Annotated in this window: 14 protein-coding genes and 1 other RNA gene; 9 read left to right on the plus strand and 6 right to left on the minus strand. The window is 36.4% G+C overall.

What is annotated here, in order from left to right:
• Window positions 1–38: 38 nt before the first annotated feature.
• Window positions 39–1475 (minus strand): AAA family ATPase, encoded by a 1437-nt coding sequence (locus J0871_RS13785; RefSeq protein WP_208225943.1) that lies wholly within the window; start codon window positions 1473–1475, stop codon window positions 39–41.
• Between the two features lie 120 nt (window positions 1476–1595).
• On the opposite strand from J0871_RS13785, the gene J0871_RS13790 reads away from it, so the two are divergent.
• The 4 genes from J0871_RS13790 to J0871_RS13805 are packed head-to-tail and all read left to right on the plus strand — an operon-like array spanning window position 1596 to window position 4009.
• Complete coding sequence (locus J0871_RS13790) at window positions 1596–2246, plus strand: hypothetical protein (RefSeq protein WP_075327166.1); 651 nt, start codon at window positions 1596–1598, stop codon at window positions 2244–2246.
• The gene (locus tag J0871_RS13795; RefSeq protein ID WP_208225876.1) at window positions 2233–3051 is read left to right on the plus strand and encodes a DUF3822 family protein; all 819 of its coding nucleotides are present in this window, start codon (window positions 2233–2235) and stop codon (window positions 3049–3051) included. Before J0871_RS13790 ends, J0871_RS13795 begins: the two co-directional genes overlap by 14 nt.
• A complete protein-coding gene (locus J0871_RS13800; RefSeq protein ID WP_208225877.1) occupies window positions 3048–3590 on the plus strand; it encodes an RsmD family RNA methyltransferase in 543 nt (180 codons plus the stop codon). Before J0871_RS13795 ends, J0871_RS13800 begins: the two co-directional genes overlap by 4 nt.
• Before the next feature lie 47 nt (window positions 3591–3637).
• Complete coding sequence (locus J0871_RS13805; protein ID WP_208225878.1) at window positions 3638–4009, plus strand: hypothetical protein; 372 nt, start codon at window positions 3638–3640, stop codon at window positions 4007–4009.
• Here the strand turns inward: J0871_RS13805 and rnpB are convergent.
• An RNA gene (gene rnpB / locus J0871_RS13810) (RNase P RNA component class A) lies at window positions 4008–4342 on the minus strand. The genes J0871_RS13805 and rnpB overlap by 2 nt on opposite strands.
• 134 nt (window positions 4343–4476) lie before the next feature.
• Here rnpB and J0871_RS13815 point away from each other — a divergent pair.
• Window positions 4477–6303: a DNA polymerase III subunit gamma/tau gene (locus tag J0871_RS13815; RefSeq protein WP_208225879.1), complete on the plus strand. Its 1827-nt coding sequence runs from the start codon at window positions 4477–4479 to the stop codon at window positions 6301–6303.
• A 2-nt stretch (window positions 6304–6305) separates the two neighbouring features.
• A complete protein-coding gene (locus J0871_RS13820) occupies window positions 6306–6887 on the plus strand; it encodes a tRNA-(ms[2]io[6]A)-hydroxylase (RefSeq protein ID WP_093306389.1) in 582 nt (193 codons plus the stop codon).
• 58 nt (window positions 6888–6945) lie between these two features.
• Here the strand turns inward: J0871_RS13820 and J0871_RS13825 are convergent, their stop codons facing one another.
• Genes J0871_RS13825 through pdxH form a run of 4 tightly spaced genes read right to left on the minus strand, consistent with a single transcriptional unit; the run spans window position 6946 to window position 11177 of the window.
• Window positions 6946–7842 (minus strand): ethanolamine ammonia-lyase reactivating factor EutA, encoded by an 897-nt coding sequence (locus J0871_RS13825; RefSeq protein WP_208225880.1) that lies wholly within the window; start codon window positions 7840–7842, stop codon window positions 6946–6948.
• Window positions 7843–7900: 58 nt separating this feature from the next.
• Window positions 7901–10030 (minus strand): polyphosphate kinase 1, encoded by a 2130-nt coding sequence (gene ppk1 / locus J0871_RS13830; protein WP_208225881.1) that lies wholly within the window; start codon window positions 10028–10030, stop codon window positions 7901–7903.
• Between the two features lie 3 nt (window positions 10031–10033).
• Window positions 10034–10519 (minus strand): histidine phosphatase family protein, encoded by a 486-nt coding sequence (locus J0871_RS13835; RefSeq protein ID WP_208225882.1) that lies wholly within the window; start codon window positions 10517–10519, stop codon window positions 10034–10036.
• A 10-nt stretch (window positions 10520–10529) separates the two neighbouring features.
• Window positions 10530–11177, minus strand: coding sequence for a pyridoxamine 5'-phosphate oxidase (gene pdxH / locus J0871_RS13840; protein ID WP_208225883.1), 648 nt, complete (start codon window positions 11175–11177; stop codon window positions 10530–10532).
• 314 nt (window positions 11178–11491) lie between these two features.
• On the opposite strand from pdxH, the gene J0871_RS13845 reads away from it, so the two are divergent.
• From J0871_RS13845 to J0871_RS13855, 3 genes are all read left to right on the plus strand, one after another.
• Complete coding sequence (locus tag J0871_RS13845) at window positions 11492–11974, plus strand: hypothetical protein (RefSeq protein WP_243870507.1); 483 nt, start codon at window positions 11492–11494, stop codon at window positions 11972–11974.
• A gap of 454 nt (window positions 11975–12428) precedes the next feature.
• Window positions 12429–12935: a hypothetical protein gene (locus J0871_RS13850; RefSeq protein WP_208225884.1), complete on the plus strand. Its 507-nt coding sequence runs from the start codon at window positions 12429–12431 to the stop codon at window positions 12933–12935.
• Between the two features lie 26 nt (window positions 12936–12961).
• Complete coding sequence (locus J0871_RS13855) at window positions 12962–21607, plus strand: HYR domain-containing protein (RefSeq protein ID WP_208225885.1); 8646 nt, start codon at window positions 12962–12964, stop codon at window positions 21605–21607.
• The last annotated feature ends 1 nt before the right edge of the window (window position 21608 follow it).

Below are 21608 nucleotides of genomic sequence, written 5' to 3' on the forward strand. Positions count from 1 at the left end.
TTTAGGTTTTAAAATTTGAATTAATGCAAGTGATAATGTTATTTATTTACGAAAAAATCATCTTTAAACCCTATGAGGTAAAGTTTATTGGTTGCTCTTGTTACCGCGGTATAAAGCCATCTTAAATATTCTTTGCCAACGCCTTCTGGTAGGTAAGGTTGTTCTATAAAGACGGTGTTCCATTGCCCACCCTGAGATTTATGACAGGTCATCGCGTAAGAAAATTTGATTTGTAAGGCATTAAAGAACTTATTGTTCTTCACCTTCATAAACTTCTTGTATTTAGAAGTTTCATCTTCATAATCTTTCATTACTTCCTGGTACAGCTGGTTAGATTCTTCATAAGAAAGTGATGGCGTATTGCTGGTTAGCGTATCTAACATCACCACGGTTTCAAAAGGGCGCATTTTAGGATAATCTACCATTTGCACCTGTACTTCGGCAAACCGGAACCCGTAAAGCTCTTTTATTCCGAAAATTTCCAGGACTTTTACAATATCTCCGTTAGCTATGAACCCGGCTTCAGAATTTGGCTTTATCCAGAAATAATTATTTTTTACCACCATAAGATAATCTCCGACTGAAATTTCTTCTTCCTGGAACAAAATTCTAGACCTTATTTGTTGGTTATACAAATTCGCCCTTTTATTAGATCTTACAATAAGACTGGTTTCCTCGTTTCCTAATTCATTATAACTTTCCTCAATAGCGTTCATAATTTCGTAACCATCCTGTAATCTAACTACATCTGCCTTGGGAGTGATTTCAAACTGAAAGCTATCATAAAAACCGTCTTGTAAACTTTGCCTAATTTTAGTGGCATTTAGCAAAATATCACTTTCTTCAGCCTGTCTCACCACTTCGTCTAGCTCAATATGATGCACTTCTTTATTATAGGAAAACTGAAGTTTTTCAGCTTCAAGGGCCGGGCTAATTTCCATCTTTACAGGTGGAAGCTGTGCAGTATCCCCAATTAAGATAAGCTGGCAATTATGCCCTGAATATACAAACTGAATAAGATCGTCTAACAAGCTACCATTTTCCATTAATTTGGAATTTGTAGGCGTATCAGAGATCATTGAAGCTTCATCTACAATAAAAATACTGTTTTTGTGTTTATTGGGTTGAAGCACAAATTGTACTCCGCTCCCGCCACTTTTCTTCGGAAAATAGATCTTTTTGTGAATGGTAAATGCTTCTTTTTTAGAATAATTAGAGATCACTTTCGCCGCTCTTCCCGTAGGTGCCAATAAAACTCCAGATTTTTTAATTTGCCAGAGATTTTTTACCAAGGTACTGATAATCGTGGTTTTACCGGTACCGGCAAAGCCTTTCAATACAAAAAGTTCATCTTTATTATTGTTTAAAACAAACCGGGAAAGTTGTTGTAAAGCAAGATCCTGTCCTGCTTTAGCTGTAAAACCCAGATCGCTTAAAAGAAGTTTATAAAATTTGGAAGCATCAAGATTTTCCATAGAAGATTTATCAAAAATCAAAGATAGGAATGGATTTTTACGGAAGAAACTTTTACGAATAAAAAAAAATTGTAGATTTGTCGTGAAACACTAGTAATTTTAAAACAAAATTTAGAAAGCATGAGACTTGCAATTCAATTACTTCTTTGGGTGGTTATTATTGGTTTAGCCTACCTTACCTTTAATGCTGTTTACGAACCAATTCAGTTTAATAAAATTAAAGAAAAGCGTTATGCCAAAGTAGTTGAAAACTTAAAGGATATTCGTAATGCAGAATTAGCTCACAAAGAAATTGTGGGGACTTTCCAGGATGATTTTGATAAATTAGTAGGATTTTTAGATACTGCAGAATTTGCAATTACCCAACGTCGTGATACTACTGTATTAGATGAGGAATACAGAAAACAGTATGGTGTAGACGAATATATTGAAAAAGTAATTGTTGATACGCTTGGTTTTGTTTCTGTAAAAGATTCATTATTTAAAGGAAATAAAGAGCGTTATACCAATATGATAAATGTACCGGTTGATGATGTAGATGCTAAATTTGAGCTGGATGCAGGTACAATTACAAAAGGAAATTCAGAGATTCCTGTTTTTAGAGCAAGAGTAGCTAAAAGTGTTGTATTGCAAGGTTTAGATAAAGAGCTTATTTTGCAACAAAACCAGGTACAATCTGTAGACGATATTAACGGTCGTTACATTAACGTTGGCTCTCTGGAAGAGGTTAACACAAAAGGAAACTGGCCAACCCAATATGGCGACGAATAACAGCAAAAAACAAATAAATTTAGAACTGTCCATTCAGGTTTCCCTGGATGGACTTTCTTTTTGTACCCTAAATTCTGCTGAAAATAAAGTGGTACAATACAAGAAAATTCGTTTCTCGCAACAGGTAGACCCTGTGAAATTACTTGAAGAAATTCAAAAAATATATGCTGAAGAAAAAAGCATTGCTGAAGCCACACAAGTAAAACTTATTTTTGATAATGCACTTTCCACTTTGGTTCCTGCAACTTTATTTAAAGAAGAAAATGCTTCAGATTATTTAAAATTCAACACCAAAATTCTTAAAACCGATTTTATTGCTCACGAAGAAATTGGGGATACAGGGATTATTAATGTTTATATTCCGTATACCAATATCATTAATTTCTTTTTTGAGAAATTTGGAGAATTTGAGTACCAACATCTCAATACGGTTTTAGTCGAGAATTTATTGAAATTACCAAAAGCAGAAAAACCACAAATATTCGCACATATAAAAAATAAGCAGTTTGAGCTGGTGGTAATAGAAAATAGTGAACTTTTGTTATGCAATTCTTTCAGTTTTATTGAAAAAGAAGATTTTTTATATTATATTCTCTTCACTGCTGAACAACTTAATTTAGATCCGGAGAAATTCAGGTTAATTTTGTTAGGAGCTATTAGCAAAGCTTCTCCCCTGTTTAAAATTGCGTTTAACTACATTAAGCACGTTGAACTTTTAGAAACCGATTTCAGTTTAGATTTAGAGGAAGAGTTTACCGGTTTGAATCAGTTAGAAGAATATGTATTATTAAAGTCATTTAAATGAGAATAATTTCAGGATCACATAAAGGAAAAAGATTAATGGCTCCCAAAAAACTACCGGTACGCCCTACAACCGATATGTCTAAGGAAGCACTTTTCAACATCCTGAATAATAATTTTCAGTTCTCACAATTAAGCGTTCTCGATCTTTTTTCGGGAACCGGCAATATTGCTTATGAATTTGCTTCGCGGGGAAGCCAGGAAGTAACCGCCGTAGATGCCAATTTTGATTGTGTGAAATTTATAAAAAAAACAGCCCAGGAATTAGATTTAAACATTACCACCATTAAAAGTGATGTCTTTAAGTTTCTTGAAAAGGCATTTGTAAAGGCCGATATTATTTTTGCCGACCCACCTTATGATTTTGAAAAAGAAAAATTTTTAAAAATCCCACAATTAGTCTTTGAACACAACCTACTTAATCCAAATGGTCAATTAATTATTGAACATTCTAAACACACCAATCTTTCTGATCTTCCTAACTTTATAGAAGGGAGACGTTATGGAGGTTCGGTTTTTAGTTTTTTTGAGAATGCAGAATAATTTCTGCTGAAAAAAAGCAGCCCGACTGGGCTAATAAACTCCATGGTATGACAGCTAGGATAAAAAGGATTGAGCTTATTGATGTTATTTTGAGTTTCTATGAAGGCATGGTAATTTCTGAAGTAAAAGACGATGTAGTTTTTGAAGTTGAACACGTAGAGCAAATTCTAAAAATATGCAATGAGGTTTACGAAGGGGCTGATTATGTTTATGTCTCTGACCGGAAGAATAATTACAATGTAAACCCTACCGTTTATTTGGGGTTAAAAAATGTAAAATCTTTGCTGGGAATAGCTATTGTAAGCCAACGCTATGAAGCTTTGAAAATAGCTAATTTTGAAAAGCAATTTTCGCCCGTTCCTTTTGATATCTTCTCCCATATGGACGAGGCCCGGGCGTGGGCCAAGACATTATTATAAAAAAAGCAGGCCTGTAATCCGGATTCTGTTCCTCCCGGTAAACCGGGATTCCCCTTATCATTTATCTCCGGTTTTTGTTGCCAAAAACCTTTAGCTGCCTACCCTCCGGTAGCAAGCGAGCAGCTTGCAAACACCGGTTTACATGGCATTGCACCGCATAGAGTTTACCTGATTTCACTACAGCATTACCTGTACATCCTTTCTGTTGCACTAGTCCTGATTGCGTTCCGGAAAACCGAAACGGAACCGGTGGGCGTTACCCACTATGCCGCTCTTTGGTGTCCGGAATTTCCTCCATCGAATAAATTCGTTGGCGATAAGGCGGCCTGCTTGGTGCAAAGGTAGTTTTTTAGTAAGTTTCGCGATTAAAAAAATGTTGATTTCTTCGCCTTATTTGTTTAAAAATATAAGCGATTGCCTTAGAACTTATGGTGGCTATTTTTATATTTGTAGTTCAATAAATTTCAATGGAACATTTTATAGTATCAGCTCGTAAGTACCGCCCACAAACTTTTAAAGATGTGGTAGGGCAACAAGCCATCACAAATACCTTAAAGAATGCCATTGAACATAATCACCTCGCCCAGGCACTTCTTTTTACTGGACCCCGTGGTGTGGGAAAAACAACCTGCGCACGTATCCTAGCAAAAATGATTAACCACGATGGTACGCAAAGCCCAGATGAAGACTTTGCTTTTAATATTTTTGAACTCGATGCCGCTTCTAACAACTCGGTAGACGATATTAGGAATTTAATAGACCAGGTTAGGATTCCACCTCAAGTTGGGCAGTATAAAGTGTATATTATAGATGAGGTGCATATGCTCTCTCAATCGGCTTTTAATGCATTTTTAAAAACATTGGAAGAGCCGCCACAGCACGCCATTTTTATTCTGGCTACTACTGAAAAACATAAAATAATCCCCACCATACTTTCTCGTTGCCAGATCTTCGATTTTAAAAGAATCACGGTAAGCGATGCTAAAAATTACTTGGGATATATAGCGCAACAGGAAGGAGTAAATGCCGAGGAAGACGCATTAAATATTATTGCGCAAAAAGCCGATGGTGCTATGCGGGATGCTCTTTCTATTTACGACAGGGTTGTTAGTTTTAGCGGAAAAGATCTAACCCGGCAGGCAGTTACAGAAAACCTTAATGTACTGGATTATGATACCTACATTAAGGTAACCGATCTTATTTTAAGTAATAATATTCCGCAATTGCTGCTGAGTTATAACGAAATTCTTTCCAGCGGATTTGACGGCCATCATTTTATTAGTGGACTGGCTTCGCATTTCAGGGATCTTTTGGTTTGTAAAGATCAAAAAACCATACAGCTTCTGGAAGTTGGGGAACAAACTAAAGCCCGTTATTTTGAACAGGCTTCAAAAACCAATCACCAGTTTTTAATTAAGGCCATAGACCTGGCTAATGAGTGTGATCTCAAATATAAAACAAGCCAAAATCAACGTTTATTGGTTGAACTCTCTCTAATGCAGCTTGCCTCTATCACTTTTGATGGAGAAAAAAAAAAGTTTGATCAGTCAATAATTCCCGCTTCAGTTTTTGAAAAGCAACCCACTGCGCTTTCTTCAGAAGAAAAAAGTATAGTGCGCGAGAATGAACACGGCGCAACTGCAACTGAAGCCCCAAAGGAAAGTCAGTTACCTTCAGGAGAAAATAAAACTCCAGATAGCCACTGTGCCGATGATAAAGAGGACAATTATCATTCAGATGAAACAATGGTGCCACAGGCCAAAGAAGAGCAGGAAAAACCCGCTACACCTTCCCCAGAGCCAAAACGGGTAACAGATCCTGAAATAAAAAAGGAAAAGGTTTCAGGACTTTCTTTAAAAAGTATTCAGAAAAAAAGGGAAATAGAAGCGCGGCAACAGGAAGCTGCTCCAACAAAAAACGTGGTGCTCAATAATGAATTCAGCGAAACGCAATTGCAGGCCACCTGGAATGACTATGTAAAACGAATAAAAAAACAGGGGTCAAAAATTCTCGCATCCATTCTTGAAACCGATTTACCCAAGCTCAAAGAAGACAATCAAATTGTTATAGAATTACCTAACGAAACGATGAAAATTAACCTGGAGCGGGAACAAAACAAATTGATGTCTTACCTGAAGCAAAAACTTCAGAATACAGAAATAAGACTTGTGATTAACGTTAATGAGCAATCGGCGAAAAAATATGCCTTCACTCCTATTGAAAAATACAATAAACTAAAGGAGAAAAATCCTTTAATAGATAAACTTAGAAGTACATTTGATTTAGACGTATAGATATGCTAGGACTAAAACTTCCCACAGACCCGCGCTGGGCCAATATAGCCGAAAAAAATATTGAAGATATTCTTGTAGACCATGCTTATTGCGAGCAAAAAGCAGCTTCAACAGCAATTTCCTTAATTGTTTCTTTCCCAGAATATACCGAATTGGTAGATGAAATGATCGCGTTATCCAGGGAAGAAATGGGCCATTTTAAAATGGTACACGAGCAGTTGCTAAAACGCGGATTTGTTCTAGGAAGAGATAGAAAAGATGAATATGTAATTAAACTACTTAGTTTTTTTCCAAAAGGCGGTAGCAGAACCACGCAGTTAATTCACAGGCTTTTAATCGCAGGATTAATTGAAGCCAGAAGCTGTGAACGTTTCAGGTTGCTTTCAGAAGAATTAAAAGATGAGGAACTCGCTGAATTTTATCATAAATTAATGATTAGTGAAGCCAACCATTATACAATGTTTTTAAAGTTTGCCAGAAAATATGGCGAGCGAGCAGAAGTAGATAAGAAATGGGAAGAATTACTCGATTTTGAAGCTGAAATAATGAAAGACCTTAGTAAAGATAAAACCATTCACGGTTAATTGAAAAAATAAAAAACCCGGATAAGTAGAGATATATCCGGGTTTAATTTTATAGTATTTAGTTATTGTTACCGTTGTAAAGGGATTTTATAATCCCATCGGCCAGACCTATTTTTGGCACAAAAATATTATCGGCTCTTGCCCATTTCATAGAATTTAGATAAATTTTTGAAGCCGGGATAATTACATCGGCACGGTCACTTTTAAGCTGAAGGTCCATAATTCGTTCCTCATAGCTTAGAGAATTCAGTAATTCATTATATTTTTTAATATATGCCAGGCTTAAGGGTTTTCCTTCTTTTTTTCCGCTGGTTTTAAAAATATTATTAATGTTTCCACCAGAACCAATAAGATCTATATCCTTATAAGGCTTTGTAGTTTCCCTAACCCATTTTTCCATCTCTTCCCAGGTGCCATCTTCAACTAAATTATTTAAAAGGCGTACAGTACCAATTTTAAAAGATCTTGATGCCACGGTTTTTCCGCCACTATAGAGCGTATATTCGGTGCTCCCGCCACCTACATCAACATATAAATAATTACAATCGTTTTTAATAAGTTCATGTAAATCTGTAGCAGCAATTATTGCAGCTTCGTGGTTACCATCTATAATTTCAATTTCTACCCCGGTTTTTGCTTTTATTTTTTCAACAACCTCTGCGCCATTTTTAGCTTCCCGCATAGCCGAGGTAGCACAGGCTTTATATTTTTCAATTCCGTGAGATTTCATGAGAAGATTAAAAGCTTGCATGGTATCTACCATTCGTTCTATATTCTTCTCAGAAATAATACTTTCTTTAAATACATCTTCTCCTAGTCTAATAGGAACTCTTACCAGAGAGGTTTTTCTAAAATCGGTTTCGTCCCTACCTTTTTGTTCTGTAATGGTAGAAACCAGTAGCCTAACGGCGTTGGAACCTATATCTATAGCTGCGTAGTTTTTTTGTGTAATCACGAGATAAAATTTTTCTATTTTCTCACCAGGTGAGGTTTATAAAGATTTGAGGCTGAGGCTAATTATCTATTTTCTTTTTATTCTTTTCTGGTTTGGTGCCGGGTAATTTTTTTAAATAATAATCGTAAAGTTCAAACTGGGAACGCAGTTTTTTTGTACTCCTGTTTCTATAGGCATTATCGTGTTTAGAGGTAATTGTCCTTGCTTTTACATTATCGTTCCAGCTAATATCAAAAGTTTCAATAATTTCCTGTTTAATTTCTTCATCATAAATTGGGCAGGAAATCTCCACACGAAGGTCAAGGTTTCTGGTCATCCAATCTGCAGAAGAAATGTAAACCTTTGAACTGCCACCATTTTTAAATATAAATACCCGTGGATGTTCCAAAAATTTATCTACAATACTTATCGCTTCAATATTCTCGCTTAAACCTTCTACACCGGGAATAAGACAACAAACCCCACGTACAATAAGCTTGATCTTTACACCGGCCTGGCTTGCCTGGTACAGTTTATCTATCATAGGATAATCTGAAAGACTATTAAGCTTAAGCGCGATGCCGGAAGGTTTCCCTTCCCGGGCATTTTCAATCTCCTTTTGAATAAGGCCTACAAAAGTATTCCTGCTGTAATGCGGAGAAACTATTAAATGTTTGTATTTATTTACTTTATAATTGATTTCGAAGAAGTCGAAAACTTTATTCACTTCTTTCAAAATTTCAGGATGAGCGGTGAATAAGGTATAATCAGTATAAATACGAGAAGTAGATTCGTTAAAATTACCGGTACTAATAAAACCATAGCGCTTTGTTTTACCTTCTTCTTCCCGCTCTATTACACAGGCTTTACAATGAACTTTTAAACCAGGCACGCCAAAAATAAGCTGAACCCCTTCTGCTTGCATTTGTTCAGCATAGCGAATATTGGCAACTTCATCAAAACGAGCGCGTAATTCAATTTGCACAATTACCTTTTTGCCATTTTTTACAGCATTAATCAAAGAGCTGGCAATGTGAGATATTTTGGCAAGTCTATAAATAGTGATTTTTATAGTCTTCACCTTGGGATCTAAGGCGGCTTCCCTTAAAAACTTAACGGTATAGGCAAAACTTTGGTAGGGAGCATACAATAGATAATCTTTCCTGGCAATACTTCCAAACAAACTGGTTTGCAATATAAGCCCCGGAATTGGTAAAGGCTCTATAGGTTTATAAAGTAAATCTTCGCGGCCAAGACTGGGAAAATTCATATAATCGCGCCTATTATGGTAACGCCCACCGGGAATAATACTATCGGTAGATTCTATGCCCATTTTATTCATTAAATAAGACAAAGTATCATCGGCAATGTTCATATCGTAAACAAATCTTACCGGTTCCCCCTTAATTCTATCTTTTACACTACTGGAAATCTTTTCAATAAAACTTTTACTCAGGTCACTGTCTATATCCAACTCGGCATCCCTGGTAATTTTTATCATATGTGCCGAAATACTTTCGTATTCAAAAATATTAAAAATTGTACCCAGGTTATAACGAATTAAATCGTCTAACAGGATTATATACTGCTTCCCATTTTCTTCTGGAAGCACAATAAAACGTTCTATGCTTCGAGGAATTTCAATTAGAACATATTTGCGGTCTTTTTCGGTTTTATCCAGCACTTTTGAAATTCCTTTTTGAGGTTTTTCCTCTTTCATCACCATCTTTACGGCTAAATAGGCTGCGCTGTCTTTTAAACTTGGAATTTCAGGAAGATCGTTAAGAATTATCGTTACAAGCGCCGGACTTACTTTTGAAAGGAAAAAGTTTTTAATGAATTTTTGCTGGGCAGCAGAAACCTGTTTCTCATTAATAATATGAATATTATAATCTTTTAACTGATGCTGAATATCGTCTAAAATCTTAAGGCTTTCGGCTTGTTGTTCAATTACAATTTGGGTAATTTCTTCAAGTAGTTTACTGGCTTTAATTCCGCCCAGAACGCTTTTTCCTGCTTTTCCTGCCAGGTCAATTCTTTTTACGGTAGCATACCTTACTTTAAAAAATTCGTCTAAATTATTAGAGAAAATTCCCAGAAATCTTAATCGTTCTATAAGTGGAACAGTTTCATCTTCAGCTTCCTGTAATACCCGGGCATTAAATTGTAACCAGCTGAGTTCCCTGTTTAAATATTTTCTTTGCGGCATAAATTAGCGTAAGTTTTTGGGGAATAATTGTAGTAAAGTTTTACCGGTTTTAATGTCTTTCCAGGAATTTAAATCAAAATCTATTACACATAGTCCCGTAGTAGGTAAATTATCTATAGGTTTATCACCTAACCGATTAACCAAACCCGTCATTGCGGGATTATGACCAAATACCATGAGTTTTTCTACATTATCGGGGCAGGTTTTAATTACAGAGAGTAATTGACTTTCATCAAACGTATAAAGTTCTTTTTTTACGGTGAATCTATCATCGGGTATTTCCAGTTCGTCTTTAAAAAGATTTGCCGTGGTGTTTGCCCTAACTGCGTGACTGCTCCATAAAGTTAAATTCCCACTTTGAAATTCCTTAAAGGTTTTCAAAACTACCTCAGCATCGTTATAAGCACGTTTCTTAAGCGGTCTTTTTTCATCTGGTAAATTATTTCCCCAGGACGATTTGCCGTGTCTCACTAGAATTAATCGTTTCATAATTTCAATTTTAAGGTGCTAAACGGTTACGTTCCCAGGTATCCTGTTCTATAAATTCATAGATTATTCTATCGTGCAAACGGTTATTTCTACCCTGCCAGAATTCAAAACTTCTGGGGGTTACCAGATAACCGCCCCAGTGAGGTGGTTTATCTACATCTTTATTTTGATATCTTTCTTCAATTTCTTTTAACTGTTCTTCCAGTTCTTCGCGGGAGCTTAAAACATTACTTTGGTTAGAAGCCCAGGCGCCTAATTGACTTCCCCGGGGTCTGGAACCAAAATAAGCTGCAGATTCTTCTTCGGTAGTTTTCATTGCAACACCTTTAATAATTACCTGCCGTTCTAATGGTGGCCAAAAAAAGGATAAACAAACTCTTGGGTTTTCTTCAATATCCCGGGCTTTTTCAGAATTATAATTAGTGTAAAAACTGAAACCCATTTCGCCAAAAGACTTTAAAAGTACTATACGATTTTTTGGAAATCCTTCTATTCCACAGGTGGCGAGACTCATAGCATTTACTTCTGCTATTTCAGGATGCTCTTCCGCCTCTTCAAACCAGGCGGTAAAAAGCGGCAGAGGAAAAGACGGGATATTATCTTCTAAAAGTTCGCTTTTTCCATAGCTTTTTCGGTAATCATCAAGGCTCTTTTGCATTGTATTTTGCTTTGCTGCAATTTACAAGTTTTAGGCTGAAGCCGGAAAAATTTTGAGATAAGATTCTGCTTTTTATAGTTGAAATGCAAATAGAAAAAAGAACAAAATATAGACAAACTGCACTCATTTCTATGTTCTGCAAATAAGTTCGACCAAAAACACCGACGAAATGCATTCCATTACATTTTATCTAATAATAATGCGATATAACTAAAAACATTAATAATAATACATATAAAGAGTGATATCGCTTAATTTTGTTCAAAAAATTTAACTAATCACCATTATTAAATTGAACTAAAATTAAATTGCAAATGAATTTTTATAAGAATTTTTTCCAATTTAAAAATCAAATATTCACTAAGGCTTCTATTATTATTCTTGCTATAAGTTTAGGAAGCTGTACCGCTGGAATGACAAATCCAGATAGCTATACCAGAAATCACGTAGTTTATGCCGTAGATTTTAACCCTCAAAATTTAAGTGAACTTCAAATTTCAAAAATGGATGAAGGGAATTGGATAGACCAAAAAACCAGTAAAAACGGTAAAAGCGCCCGTTATACTATAGAAATTGAAGACGACTATTTAACGGTTATCTCTAATAAAAATAAAATGGATGTCCCTACTTACCAAACCTGGATAGATTATGCAAGACAGGAATTAGGTTATACGGTACAGGACGAATATGATATTTTTACAACTATAGAAGAAGGTTTTATCTATGAAATAGACCTGCAAGAACATCCTTTAATAGAAGGGGAACAACATAGAATTTTAATGTACGAACAAAACTAACTAATTAATTACCTCAACTTTTTTTATAATTAACCACCTTATTGGGTGGTTTTTTTATGTTTAAACCTAAGGTTTTTCTGCAGTTGTAAATTCTTTTAAACAATGGCAAAAAACGTTTATTTGAAATATTAACCACCTGATTTCCCGTATTTTTTACTTCAATATTACCATTCACCGAAAATAAATACGCTTTAATCTAAAAAAAAAGACAATTTGGTCTTTTAAAGATTATTCACTGTAATTTTATCCTAAGATTAACATTTAAAATAGGTCATCCCCCATACTTTCCTATTAAAAACTTACCCCAAAAGTTTTCAAAGTGTAAATCTCACATTCGTAAATATTTTAAAAAAACTACCCTTGTTTGATCCTTCCCCTAAGGATCAGTGACCTTTTTATGCCAAAATTTAAAATAATTTTTCCCTTGAAAAACGGGAAACAGAACTATAGAATTATGAAAATAAATTCACTCTTTAAACTCCTAATCCTTGTATTGTTTGCTAATACTTTTATTGGCAATGCGCAGGAAAGCTACTCGATTACCAATTTTGACCAATTAATAGGAGAACAATCTACTCAAACCCGAAATCAACAAAGTTTTGACTCTGAGGAAATAGAAAATCTTAAGAATCTCGTTTTCGAATTAAATCCTTTAATAGTTGTTCAGGAAAATGAGCACGCCAAAATGGGAGATGGAGCGCCAAAACTGGTAATTGTACCCTCTAATTATTTATCAAATATCTCCTCGCTTAAAACCGAATTGCAAAGTGTTGTTTTAATTCTAATTAAGCATTCCTCAAACAATTTATATACAAGTTTAGATCTAAGTTCTATTAAAAGTACTGCTCTAAAATATGTTTTAATTGAATGTGATTTTGAATGTAGTGTATCTAATATTCAGGATATGCTAAAAAATACTTCTAACGTAAAAGTTCTTTACAGAACTACTACAGAGCAATAAATATTGCCCTCATAAATTTCAGGAATATGAAAAAAAACTACTTTAGAAATCAGTTTACCGCTATAAGATTCGTGTTGATAACATTTACCGTGTTATTTTTCAATACGGCTGTTAACGCACAGGTATATAAGGAATTTAAGCAACGAACTTCCCAATATTCTACTTCAAAAAAGATCTATAATATTAAGGGAGACTTCACTATGATTGGCAACACCAATCTTAGCCTTTTATCCTATGGGAAAAATACAAATAACAGTAACAATTTAATGCAATTTGTAGATGAAGACAACGTTTCTTCAACCAAAAACTCTTCTGCAGCTGTTCTTGAATTTTCAAACGAAAATGGAGCAAATCCTGAGTGCTCCAATATAATTTATGCCGGACTTTATTGGTCTGGGCGTACCAATAATTCTGGAAAGACCAATGCTAAAAGAAACATCAAAGTAAAAGGTCCAAATAACTCCGCTTATCAAACTATTAGCGCAAACGTGAATAATATTCTTTTCCCGGGACCATCAGATATGTATGCTGCTTATGCAGAAGTAACCGATTTAGTGAAAAATAATGGTACCGGGGAATATTGGGTTGCCGATATGGAACTAACTGAAGGTAACGGTGGTACTACCGGTTTTTACGGCGGTTGGGGAATGATTGTGATCTATGAAAATTCGCAAATGGATTGGAGGGATGTTACCGTTTTTGATGGTTACGCTCACGTTGAAGGGAATGTTGTGGCAAATTATGAACTTCCTGTTTCGGGATTTAATACCGCGCAATCTGGCCCCGTAAATATGAAAATGGGAATAATGGCCGGCGAAGGTGATGTAGGGATTTCAGGAGATTATTTTCAGATAAAAAAGAATAGTAATAATGCCTGGTTAAGTCTTTCTCACGATCAAAACACTACTAATAATTTCTTCAATTCTTCTATTCAAAATAAAGGTTCTTCAAGAACACCAAATTATACTAATAATACCGGAATAGACATTAGCATGTTCAATATTCCAAATGCCGGGAATTCAGTTATAGACAATAACCAAACCAGTACCACCTTTAGGTATGGTTCTACCCAGGACACCTACTCCATTTTTTCAATTGCCATGTCTGTAGACGCTTACATCCCTGAAATTGAAGGTATCTCCTCTTTAAGCGCAATAAATGGAAATATAGCGGGTAATCCTCCATATAATGCAGTACCGGGTGACGAATTAAGCTATAAGGTAGAATTAAAAAATAAAGGGACCGAGAATGTAGAAGACGTAAAAGTGGTAATTCCGGTTCCATATAACGCCGATTATCTTCCTAATGGTCTTTCAACCAACTTTTATTTCTCTCCCAGTCCGCAAAATAATGAAGTATATTTTGATCCCACTTTAGGTGCAACCGGATCTATAGTTTGGGAAATAGATGAATTACCGCTGGCCAACAGTACCAATGATGTTTTAGCCGATCTCACTATAAAATTTGGGGTAACTAAGAATTGTACAATTCTTTCCAATATTTGCCCGGGTTTTGATCTTATAAGATTTAACGGAAATATTAGTGGTCGCGGAGCTATAACAGGTACTACTTTTCAAAATAAAGACCTTATTCAGGGATATGAAACCGAAGGAACCTGCCAGGGTGAACCTATTACTACTACTTTTGAAGTAACCATAGACGCTACCAATTTTCGAGCGGAAAATTGCCAAAATTCAGATGAAGCCAGAAAATTTGTGTATTGTAATAGAGAAGATCCAATAGGTATTTCTGAAATTAATTCAGGGTTTCCTAACGGAACAAGATTCTTTAACGAATCTCCGGTAACAAATAATAGTACCGAGTATACTACCAATAATCCCATTCCAAATAATTCGGGTGAATATTATGCGGTAATCCCGGGAACCGAGAATTGCGCAATACCTTTTACTATAGAAATTACAACTATAGCTTCGGTACCTGAAACTGAATCAATCACTTATTGTCTTAACGATGAAGCAGATCCATTAACAGCTGAACCCAGTAATCCCGATTTCAATTTATATTATTATACCAGCGAAGAAGATACTTCACCCGAAATTCAAATTATTCCATCTACTTCTCAGTCTGGTGAATTCATCTATTACGTTGCTGAAGGAGAATCGGCAAGCTGTATAAGCCCCAACAGAGCTCCCATTAAGATTTCTGTAATAGGAGAACCAGAAATTACCGCACCACAAAATCAAACAATTCAAACCTGTGATAACGATTTTACAGACGATTCTATTCCCGGCTTGTCAAATGAATTTACAACTATTTCTCAGCAAGTTTTTACAGATTTAGGTGGAAGCATTTCTTTTACTGAAGAGATTGAAAGTATAAGCTATAAAGATATTTTACAACAACAATCTCCTGCGGTTTATCAGCGAATCTTCAGAATTACTTATGAATGTGGAAATATAGATGTTCAACAATCACTTACGTTAGAAAATATTAAAACACAACTGGAGCCTGTTTTTACTAAAAAAGATCCCACCTGTGAGAATGAAAATGGAGTATTGACAATCACCAATTTTAATACAGATTATATATATGAACTGAATTCAACTACAGGCAATCTTGAGTTAAATAATGCTACTAGTTCACTATCTCCAGGGGTTTATATCATATCAGTTGCTTTAAATGAATGTGTTTTTACAACCAATAGTTTTGAAGTTCTACCTGCACCAGCCATAGCAGAAACTCCTGAAACCATAGTAGTAACTCAACCCACCTGTAATCTTGAAACGGGAAAGATTACGGTAAATGCTACTGAGGGATATATGTACAGTCTGGATGGCGAAATTTTTCAGGAGTCAAACATTTTTGAAGAGCTTTCTCCTGGAACTTACGTGATATATGCTCAAAATGAAGATGAGTGTATCTCCCAGCCCTCTAAGAATATAATCATCGAAGAAAATGAAGGGAGTCCGGCGCAACCAGAAGCCATTGTTTCTCAGCAACCGACTTGCGAAGATATCACCGGAACAATTGCGGTAACTACTGATGACGGAATTACTTATACACTTCTTGATGAAAATGAAAACTCACTAAGTAATGCAATTGAAAACGGAGATTTCAGTGATCTAGCCGCAGGAACTTATTTTGTACAGGCAAGCAATGGAGATTGCGAAGCGATTTCTGAAGCTTTGGTAATTGAAGAAAACAAAGGAAATCCGGCACAACCTGAAGCCGTTGTTTCTCAGCAACCAACTTGTGACGATACTACCGGAACAATTTCGGTAACTTCTGTTCAGGGAATTTCTTATAACCTGCTTGATGAAAATCAAAACGCTCTAACCAATACTATTGAAAATGGAGAATTCAGTAATCTAAATGCTGGATCTTATTTTGTACAAGCCAGTAATGGAGACTGTGAAGCAACTTCTGAAGCAATTGTGATTGAAGAAAACGAAGGAAGTCCGGTGCAACCAGAAGCGATTGTTTCTCAGCAACCTACTTGCGAAGACACCACTGGAATAATTTCTGTAACTACTAATGAGGGAATTTCTTATACCCTGCTTGATACAAATCAAAATGAATTAAGCAACTCAATAGAAAATGGAGATTTCAGTGATCTTTTAGCAGGAACTTATTTTATCCAGGCCAGCAATGGAGATTGCGAAGCAACTTCTGAAGCAATTGTGATCGAAGAAAATGAAGGAAGTCCGGCACAACCAGAAGCAGTCGTTTCTCAGCAACCAAATTGTGGAGATGCTACCGGAACAATTTCAGTAACTACTGTTGACGGAATTTCTTATACTCTGCTTGATGCAAATCAAAATGAATTAAGCAACTCAATAGAAAATAGAGATTTCAGTGATCTTTTAGCAGGAACTTATTTTATCCAGGCCAGCAATGGAGATTGCGAAGCAACTTCTGAAGCAGTTTTGATTGAAGAAAACGAAGGGAGTCCGGCACCACCAGAAGCTATTGTTTTACAACAACCGACTTGCGAAGATATTACAGGAACGATTTCAGTAACTACTGATAACGGAATTACTTATACACTTCTTGATGAAAATGAAAACGCTTTAAACAATTCTTTTGAAGATGGAGATTTCAATGATCTAGTTGCTGGAACCTATTTTGTAAAAGCCAGCAATGGAGATTGCGAAGCGATTTCTGAAGCAATTTTAATTGAAGAAAATGAAGAAAATCCGACGCAACCAGAAGCCATTGTTTCTCAGCAACCGACTTGCGAAGATACTACCGGAACTATTTTGGTAACTACTGATGATGGAACTACTTATACACTTTTAGATGAAAATCAAAACTCACTAAGTAATACTATTGAAAACGGAAAATTCAGTGATATAGGCGCTGGATCTTATTTTGTACAAGCCAGTAATGGAGATTGCGAAGCAATTTCCGAAGCAATTGTGATTGAAGAAAACGAAGGAAGTCCAGTACAACCTGAAGCCATTGTTTCCCAACAACCGAATTGCGAAGATATTACAGGAGCGATTTCGGTAACTGCTGTTGACGGAACTACTTATACACTTTTAGATGCAAATCAAAACTCACTAAGTAATTCTATCGAAAACGGGGAATTCAGTGATTTAACCGAAGGAACATATTTTGTAAAAGCAAGCAATGGAGATTGCGAAGCGATTTCGGAAGCTTTGGTAATTGAAGAAAACAAAGGAAATCCGGCGCAACCGGAAGCAATTGTTTCTCAGCAGCCGACTTGCGAAGACACTACGGGAACAATTTCGGTAACTACTGATGACGGAATTGCTTATACACTTTTAGATGAAAATGAAAACGCTCTAAACAATGTAATTGAATACGGAGATTTCAGTGACCTAACCGCAGGAACTTATTTCGTTCAGTCTAGCAATGGAGACTGCGAAGCAATTTCCGAAGCAATTATTATTGAAGAAAACGAAGGAAGTCCGGCACAACCAGAAGCCATTGTTTCTCAGGAACCGACTTGCGAAGATAATACAGGAACGATTTCAGTAATTACTGTTCAGGGAATCACATATAGCCTGCTTGATGAAAATCAAAACGCACTAAGTAATTCTATCGAAAACGGGGAATTCAGTGATCTAGCTGCAGGAACTTATTTCGTTCAGGCTAGTAATGGAGACTGTGATGCAACTTCTAAAGCAATTATCATTGAAGAAAACAAAGGAAATCCGGCGCAACCGGAAGCCATTGTTTCTCAACAACCGACTTGCGAAAATACTACCGGAACAATATCAGTAACCACTGTTCAGGGAATCACATATAGCCTACTTGATGAGAATCAAAACGCTGTAAACAATACCATCGAAAATGGAGAATTCAGTGATTTATCTGCTGGAACCTATTTGGTAAAAGCCAGCAATGGAGATTGTGAAACGATTTCTGAAGAATTAGTAATCGAAGAAAACCAAGGAAGTCCGGCACAACCGGAAGCCATTGTTTCTCAACAACCAACTTGTGAAGATACCACCGGAATAATTTCGGTAACAACTGTTCAGGAAATCACTTATACACTTTTAGATGAAAATCAAAACGCACTAAGTAATACTATTGAAAATGGTGAATTCATTAATCTAGCTGCTGGAACCTATTTGGTAAAAGCCAGCAATGGAGATTGCGAAGCAACTTCTAAAGCAATTATCATTGAAGAAAACGAAGGAAGTCTGGAAGCTCCAATCATTAGCGCGGTTACAAATACAACTTGTGGCGAAAGTAATGGTATCATAGAGTTTGAGTTTACTGAAGGTTTATCTTATATTTTAAAGGATAGCGAGGAAAATGAATATTCTCACGAAAATGGGATTATTTCAAATTTGGCATCCGGAACCTATTACCTCGTAGCACAGAATAATGATTGCGAATCTACTGTAGAAATAATTGTTGAAGCAGATCTAGACGAAGAGGCACCAGTAATCATCTCATGCCCTACTAATTTAACAAGCGTATCTGCAGACGAGGGAATGTGTTCTGCTTCTAATCTTGAACTTGGCGATCTTGTTGCCGAAGATAATTGTGATTCAGAATTAAGTATAACCAACGATGCTCCGGAAGTATTTGAACCTGGAGAAACAATCGTAACCTGGACGGTAAGCGATAAGTCTGGAAATATAACTACCTGTACTCAAACCATTATTGTAATTGATAACCAGGCTCCGGTAATTGCTGAAGTGGAAACTATAAATACCACTACCGATGCAAATACTTGTGGCGCGATGATAACTATCAACGCTCCAGAAGCTACTGATAACTGTTCCGTAGGAAATGTAATTGGAACCCGGGATGATAATCAGGATCTTAATGCTGAATATCCGGTGGGAACAACTACAATTACCTGGACAGCAACCGATGAAAATGGAAATGAAGCTGAGCTGGTTATACAAACTGTAAATGTTGAAGATAACGAAGCTCCGGTAATTGCTGAAGTGGAAACTATAAATATCACTACCGATGTAGACAATTGTGGCGCGATGATAACCATCAATGCTCCGGAAGCTACTGATAATTGCTCTGTTGGTAATGTAATTGGAACCCGGGATGATAATCAGGATCTTGATGCTGAATATCCGATGGGAACAACTACGATTACCTGGACAGCAACTGACGTAAATGGAAACGAAGCTGTGCCAGTTATACAAATTGTAAATGTTGAAGATAACCAGGCTCCGATAATTGCTGAAGTGGAAACTATAAATACCACTACCGATCCAGATACTTGTGGCGCGATGATAACCATCAATGCTCCGGAAGCTACTGATAACTGTTCAGTAGGAAATGTAATCGGAACCCGGGATGATAATCAGGATCTTGAGGCTGAATATCCGGTGGGAACAACAACTATTACCTGGACAGCAACCGATGAAAATGGAAATGAAGCTGAGCCGGTAATTCAGATCGTAACAGTAATCGATGATCAGGCACCTTCAATTGAATGTCCTGATAACATGATATTTAGTACAGAAACCAATGTTGATTTTGCTACAGTGAATTTTGACAATCCTTTAGCAATCGATAATTGTGAAGTGATTGTAGAACAAACCGGCGGACCTATTTCTGGTTCTCAATTTCCTATTGGAACAACCACAGTAACTTTTACGGCAACAGATAGTTCAGGAAATACCAGTAAATGTAGCTTTGATATAACTATTGAAGATACAGAAGATCCTTCTTTAGAATGTCCGTTAGATATTTCAAAAGATATTGATGCCGGTCTATGTGCTGCGGTAGTGGAATTTGAAACTCCTGAAGGTTTTGATAATTCCGGGGATGTTACTGTAGAACAAACCGCTGGCCTGTCTTCAGGAGAGGTATTTCCGGTGGGCACTACAACTATAACTTTTACTGCTTCTGATTCAGCAGGAAATACAACCAGCTGTAGCTTTAATGTAACGGTAATTGATGATGAAGCCCCGGTTATTGAAGAAAAAAATGATATCACGGTAAATACCGATCCCGATTTATGTGGTGCGATTGTGGAATACGATATTCCGTCGGCAAGCGATGATTGTGGCATAGAAAGTATAGCACTTACTAAAGGTTTGGCTCCAGGGTCTGAATTTCCTATAGGCCAAACTACAGTCACCTATACCGCTACCGATATTAATGGAAATTCAGCTAATTCCAGCTTTACAGTGACCGTGATAGATAATGAATCTCCCACAATCTCCTGTCCGGAAGATATTACCTTAAACGTTGAATTCGGAACTGGCAGCGTAGTGGTAAATTATGAAGCCATTATCGCTTCAGATAATTGTTCAGGAACCAATATTGAACTAATAGAAGGTTTTGCTCCGGGGGAAGAATTTCCTGTAGGCCTAACAACGGTTACTTATAAAGTTACCGATGCTGCGGGAAATTCTGCCAGTTGCTCGTTCACAGTTATTGTAGAAGAAGATTTGGAAGAAACTCCTCCAGCACCAGATGCTCCACAAGTTGAAGTAATTCAGCCAGACTGTGTTACCCCAACTGGGGTAATCCTGATTAATATTGAAGACGGACTTACCTATAGCATTGACGAAGAAAATTATTATGCAGTAGATGAATTTACAGCGCTTGAGCCGGGAACTTATTCAGTAACGGCCAGGGATGAATTTGATCAAGTTTCAGAAGCTACGGTGGTAACTTTAGAAGATCCTGTAGCAAGCGAAATTCAAACCAGCACGATAAGCCTTTGTACTGAAGATATCACTTTCGATTTATTTGAACTACTGCAGGGAGACTACGACACTTCCGGAACCTGGGTAGATCCAGAAAATACCGGGGCCCTAAATCAGGGCACTATTGATCCTGCTTTGCTTCAGGTTGGTACCTATACTTTTAATTATCAGTTAAACAATGGTACTTGTAATTCTACTACAGAAGTTACAGTATCTATCAATGATGATTGTGTGGTTCTACCTTGTAGCCTGGAAGATATTCAATCCAGTATTTCTAAAGCGGTAACACCTAATAACGATAACCATAATGATTATTTCAGTATAGATTTTGCCAGCGAATGCGGCTTCACTTACGATGTAAAAATCTTTAACCGTTGGGGAAGTAAAGTTTACGAAGCTGTTAACTATCAAAACGATTGGGATGGATATTCAACAAATTCCATAACCAGTTCAAATCAGTTGCCTTCAGGAACATACTTCTATATCCTGGAAATTAGAAATAGCGGATTTGCCCCTATTCAAGGTTACATCTATTTAGGAACAAAATAAA

It is taken from the genome of Salegentibacter sp. BDJ18 (assembly GCF_017579965.1).
Lineage (GTDB): Bacteria > Bacteroidota > Bacteroidia > Flavobacteriales > Flavobacteriaceae > Salegentibacter.

Coding starts and splice junctions, on each gene's coding strand:
- J0871_RS13800 (WP_208225877.1), top strand. CDS start 3,048: ATGAGAATAATTTCAGGATCACATAAAGGAAAAAGATTAATGGCTCCC.
- J0871_RS13850 (WP_208225884.1), top strand. CDS start 12,429: ATGAAAATAAATTCACTCTTTAAACTCCTAATCCTTGTATTGTTTGCT.
- pdxH (WP_208225883.1), bottom strand. CDS start 11,177: ATGCAAAAGAGCCTTGATGATTACCGAAAAAGCTATGGAAAAAGCGAA.
- J0871_RS13795 (WP_208225876.1), top strand. CDS start 2,233: ATGGCGACGAATAACAGCAAAAAACAAATAAATTTAGAACTGTCCATT.
- ppk1 (WP_208225881.1), bottom strand. CDS start 10,030: ATGCCGCAAAGAAAATATTTAAACAGGGAACTCAGCTGGTTACAATTT.
- J0871_RS13835 (WP_208225882.1), bottom strand. CDS start 10,519: ATGAAACGATTAATTCTAGTGAGACACGGCAAATCGTCCTGGGGAAAT.
- J0871_RS13855 (WP_208225885.1), top strand. CDS start 12,962: ATGAAAAAAAACTACTTTAGAAATCAGTTTACCGCTATAAGATTCGTG.
- J0871_RS13790 (WP_075327166.1), top strand. CDS start 1,596: ATGAGACTTGCAATTCAATTACTTCTTTGGGTGGTTATTATTGGTTTA.
- J0871_RS13845 (WP_243870507.1), top strand. CDS start 11,492: ATGAATTTTTATAAGAATTTTTTCCAATTTAAAAATCAAATATTCACT.
- J0871_RS13805 (WP_208225878.1), top strand. CDS start 3,638: ATGACAGCTAGGATAAAAAGGATTGAGCTTATTGATGTTATTTTGAGT.
- J0871_RS13815 (WP_208225879.1), top strand. CDS start 4,477: ATGGAACATTTTATAGTATCAGCTCGTAAGTACCGCCCACAAACTTTT.
- J0871_RS13820 (WP_093306389.1), top strand. CDS start 6,306: ATGCTAGGACTAAAACTTCCCACAGACCCGCGCTGGGCCAATATAGCC.
- J0871_RS13785 (WP_208225943.1), bottom strand. CDS start 1,475: ATGGAAAATCTTGATGCTTCCAAATTTTATAAACTTCTTTTAAGCGAT.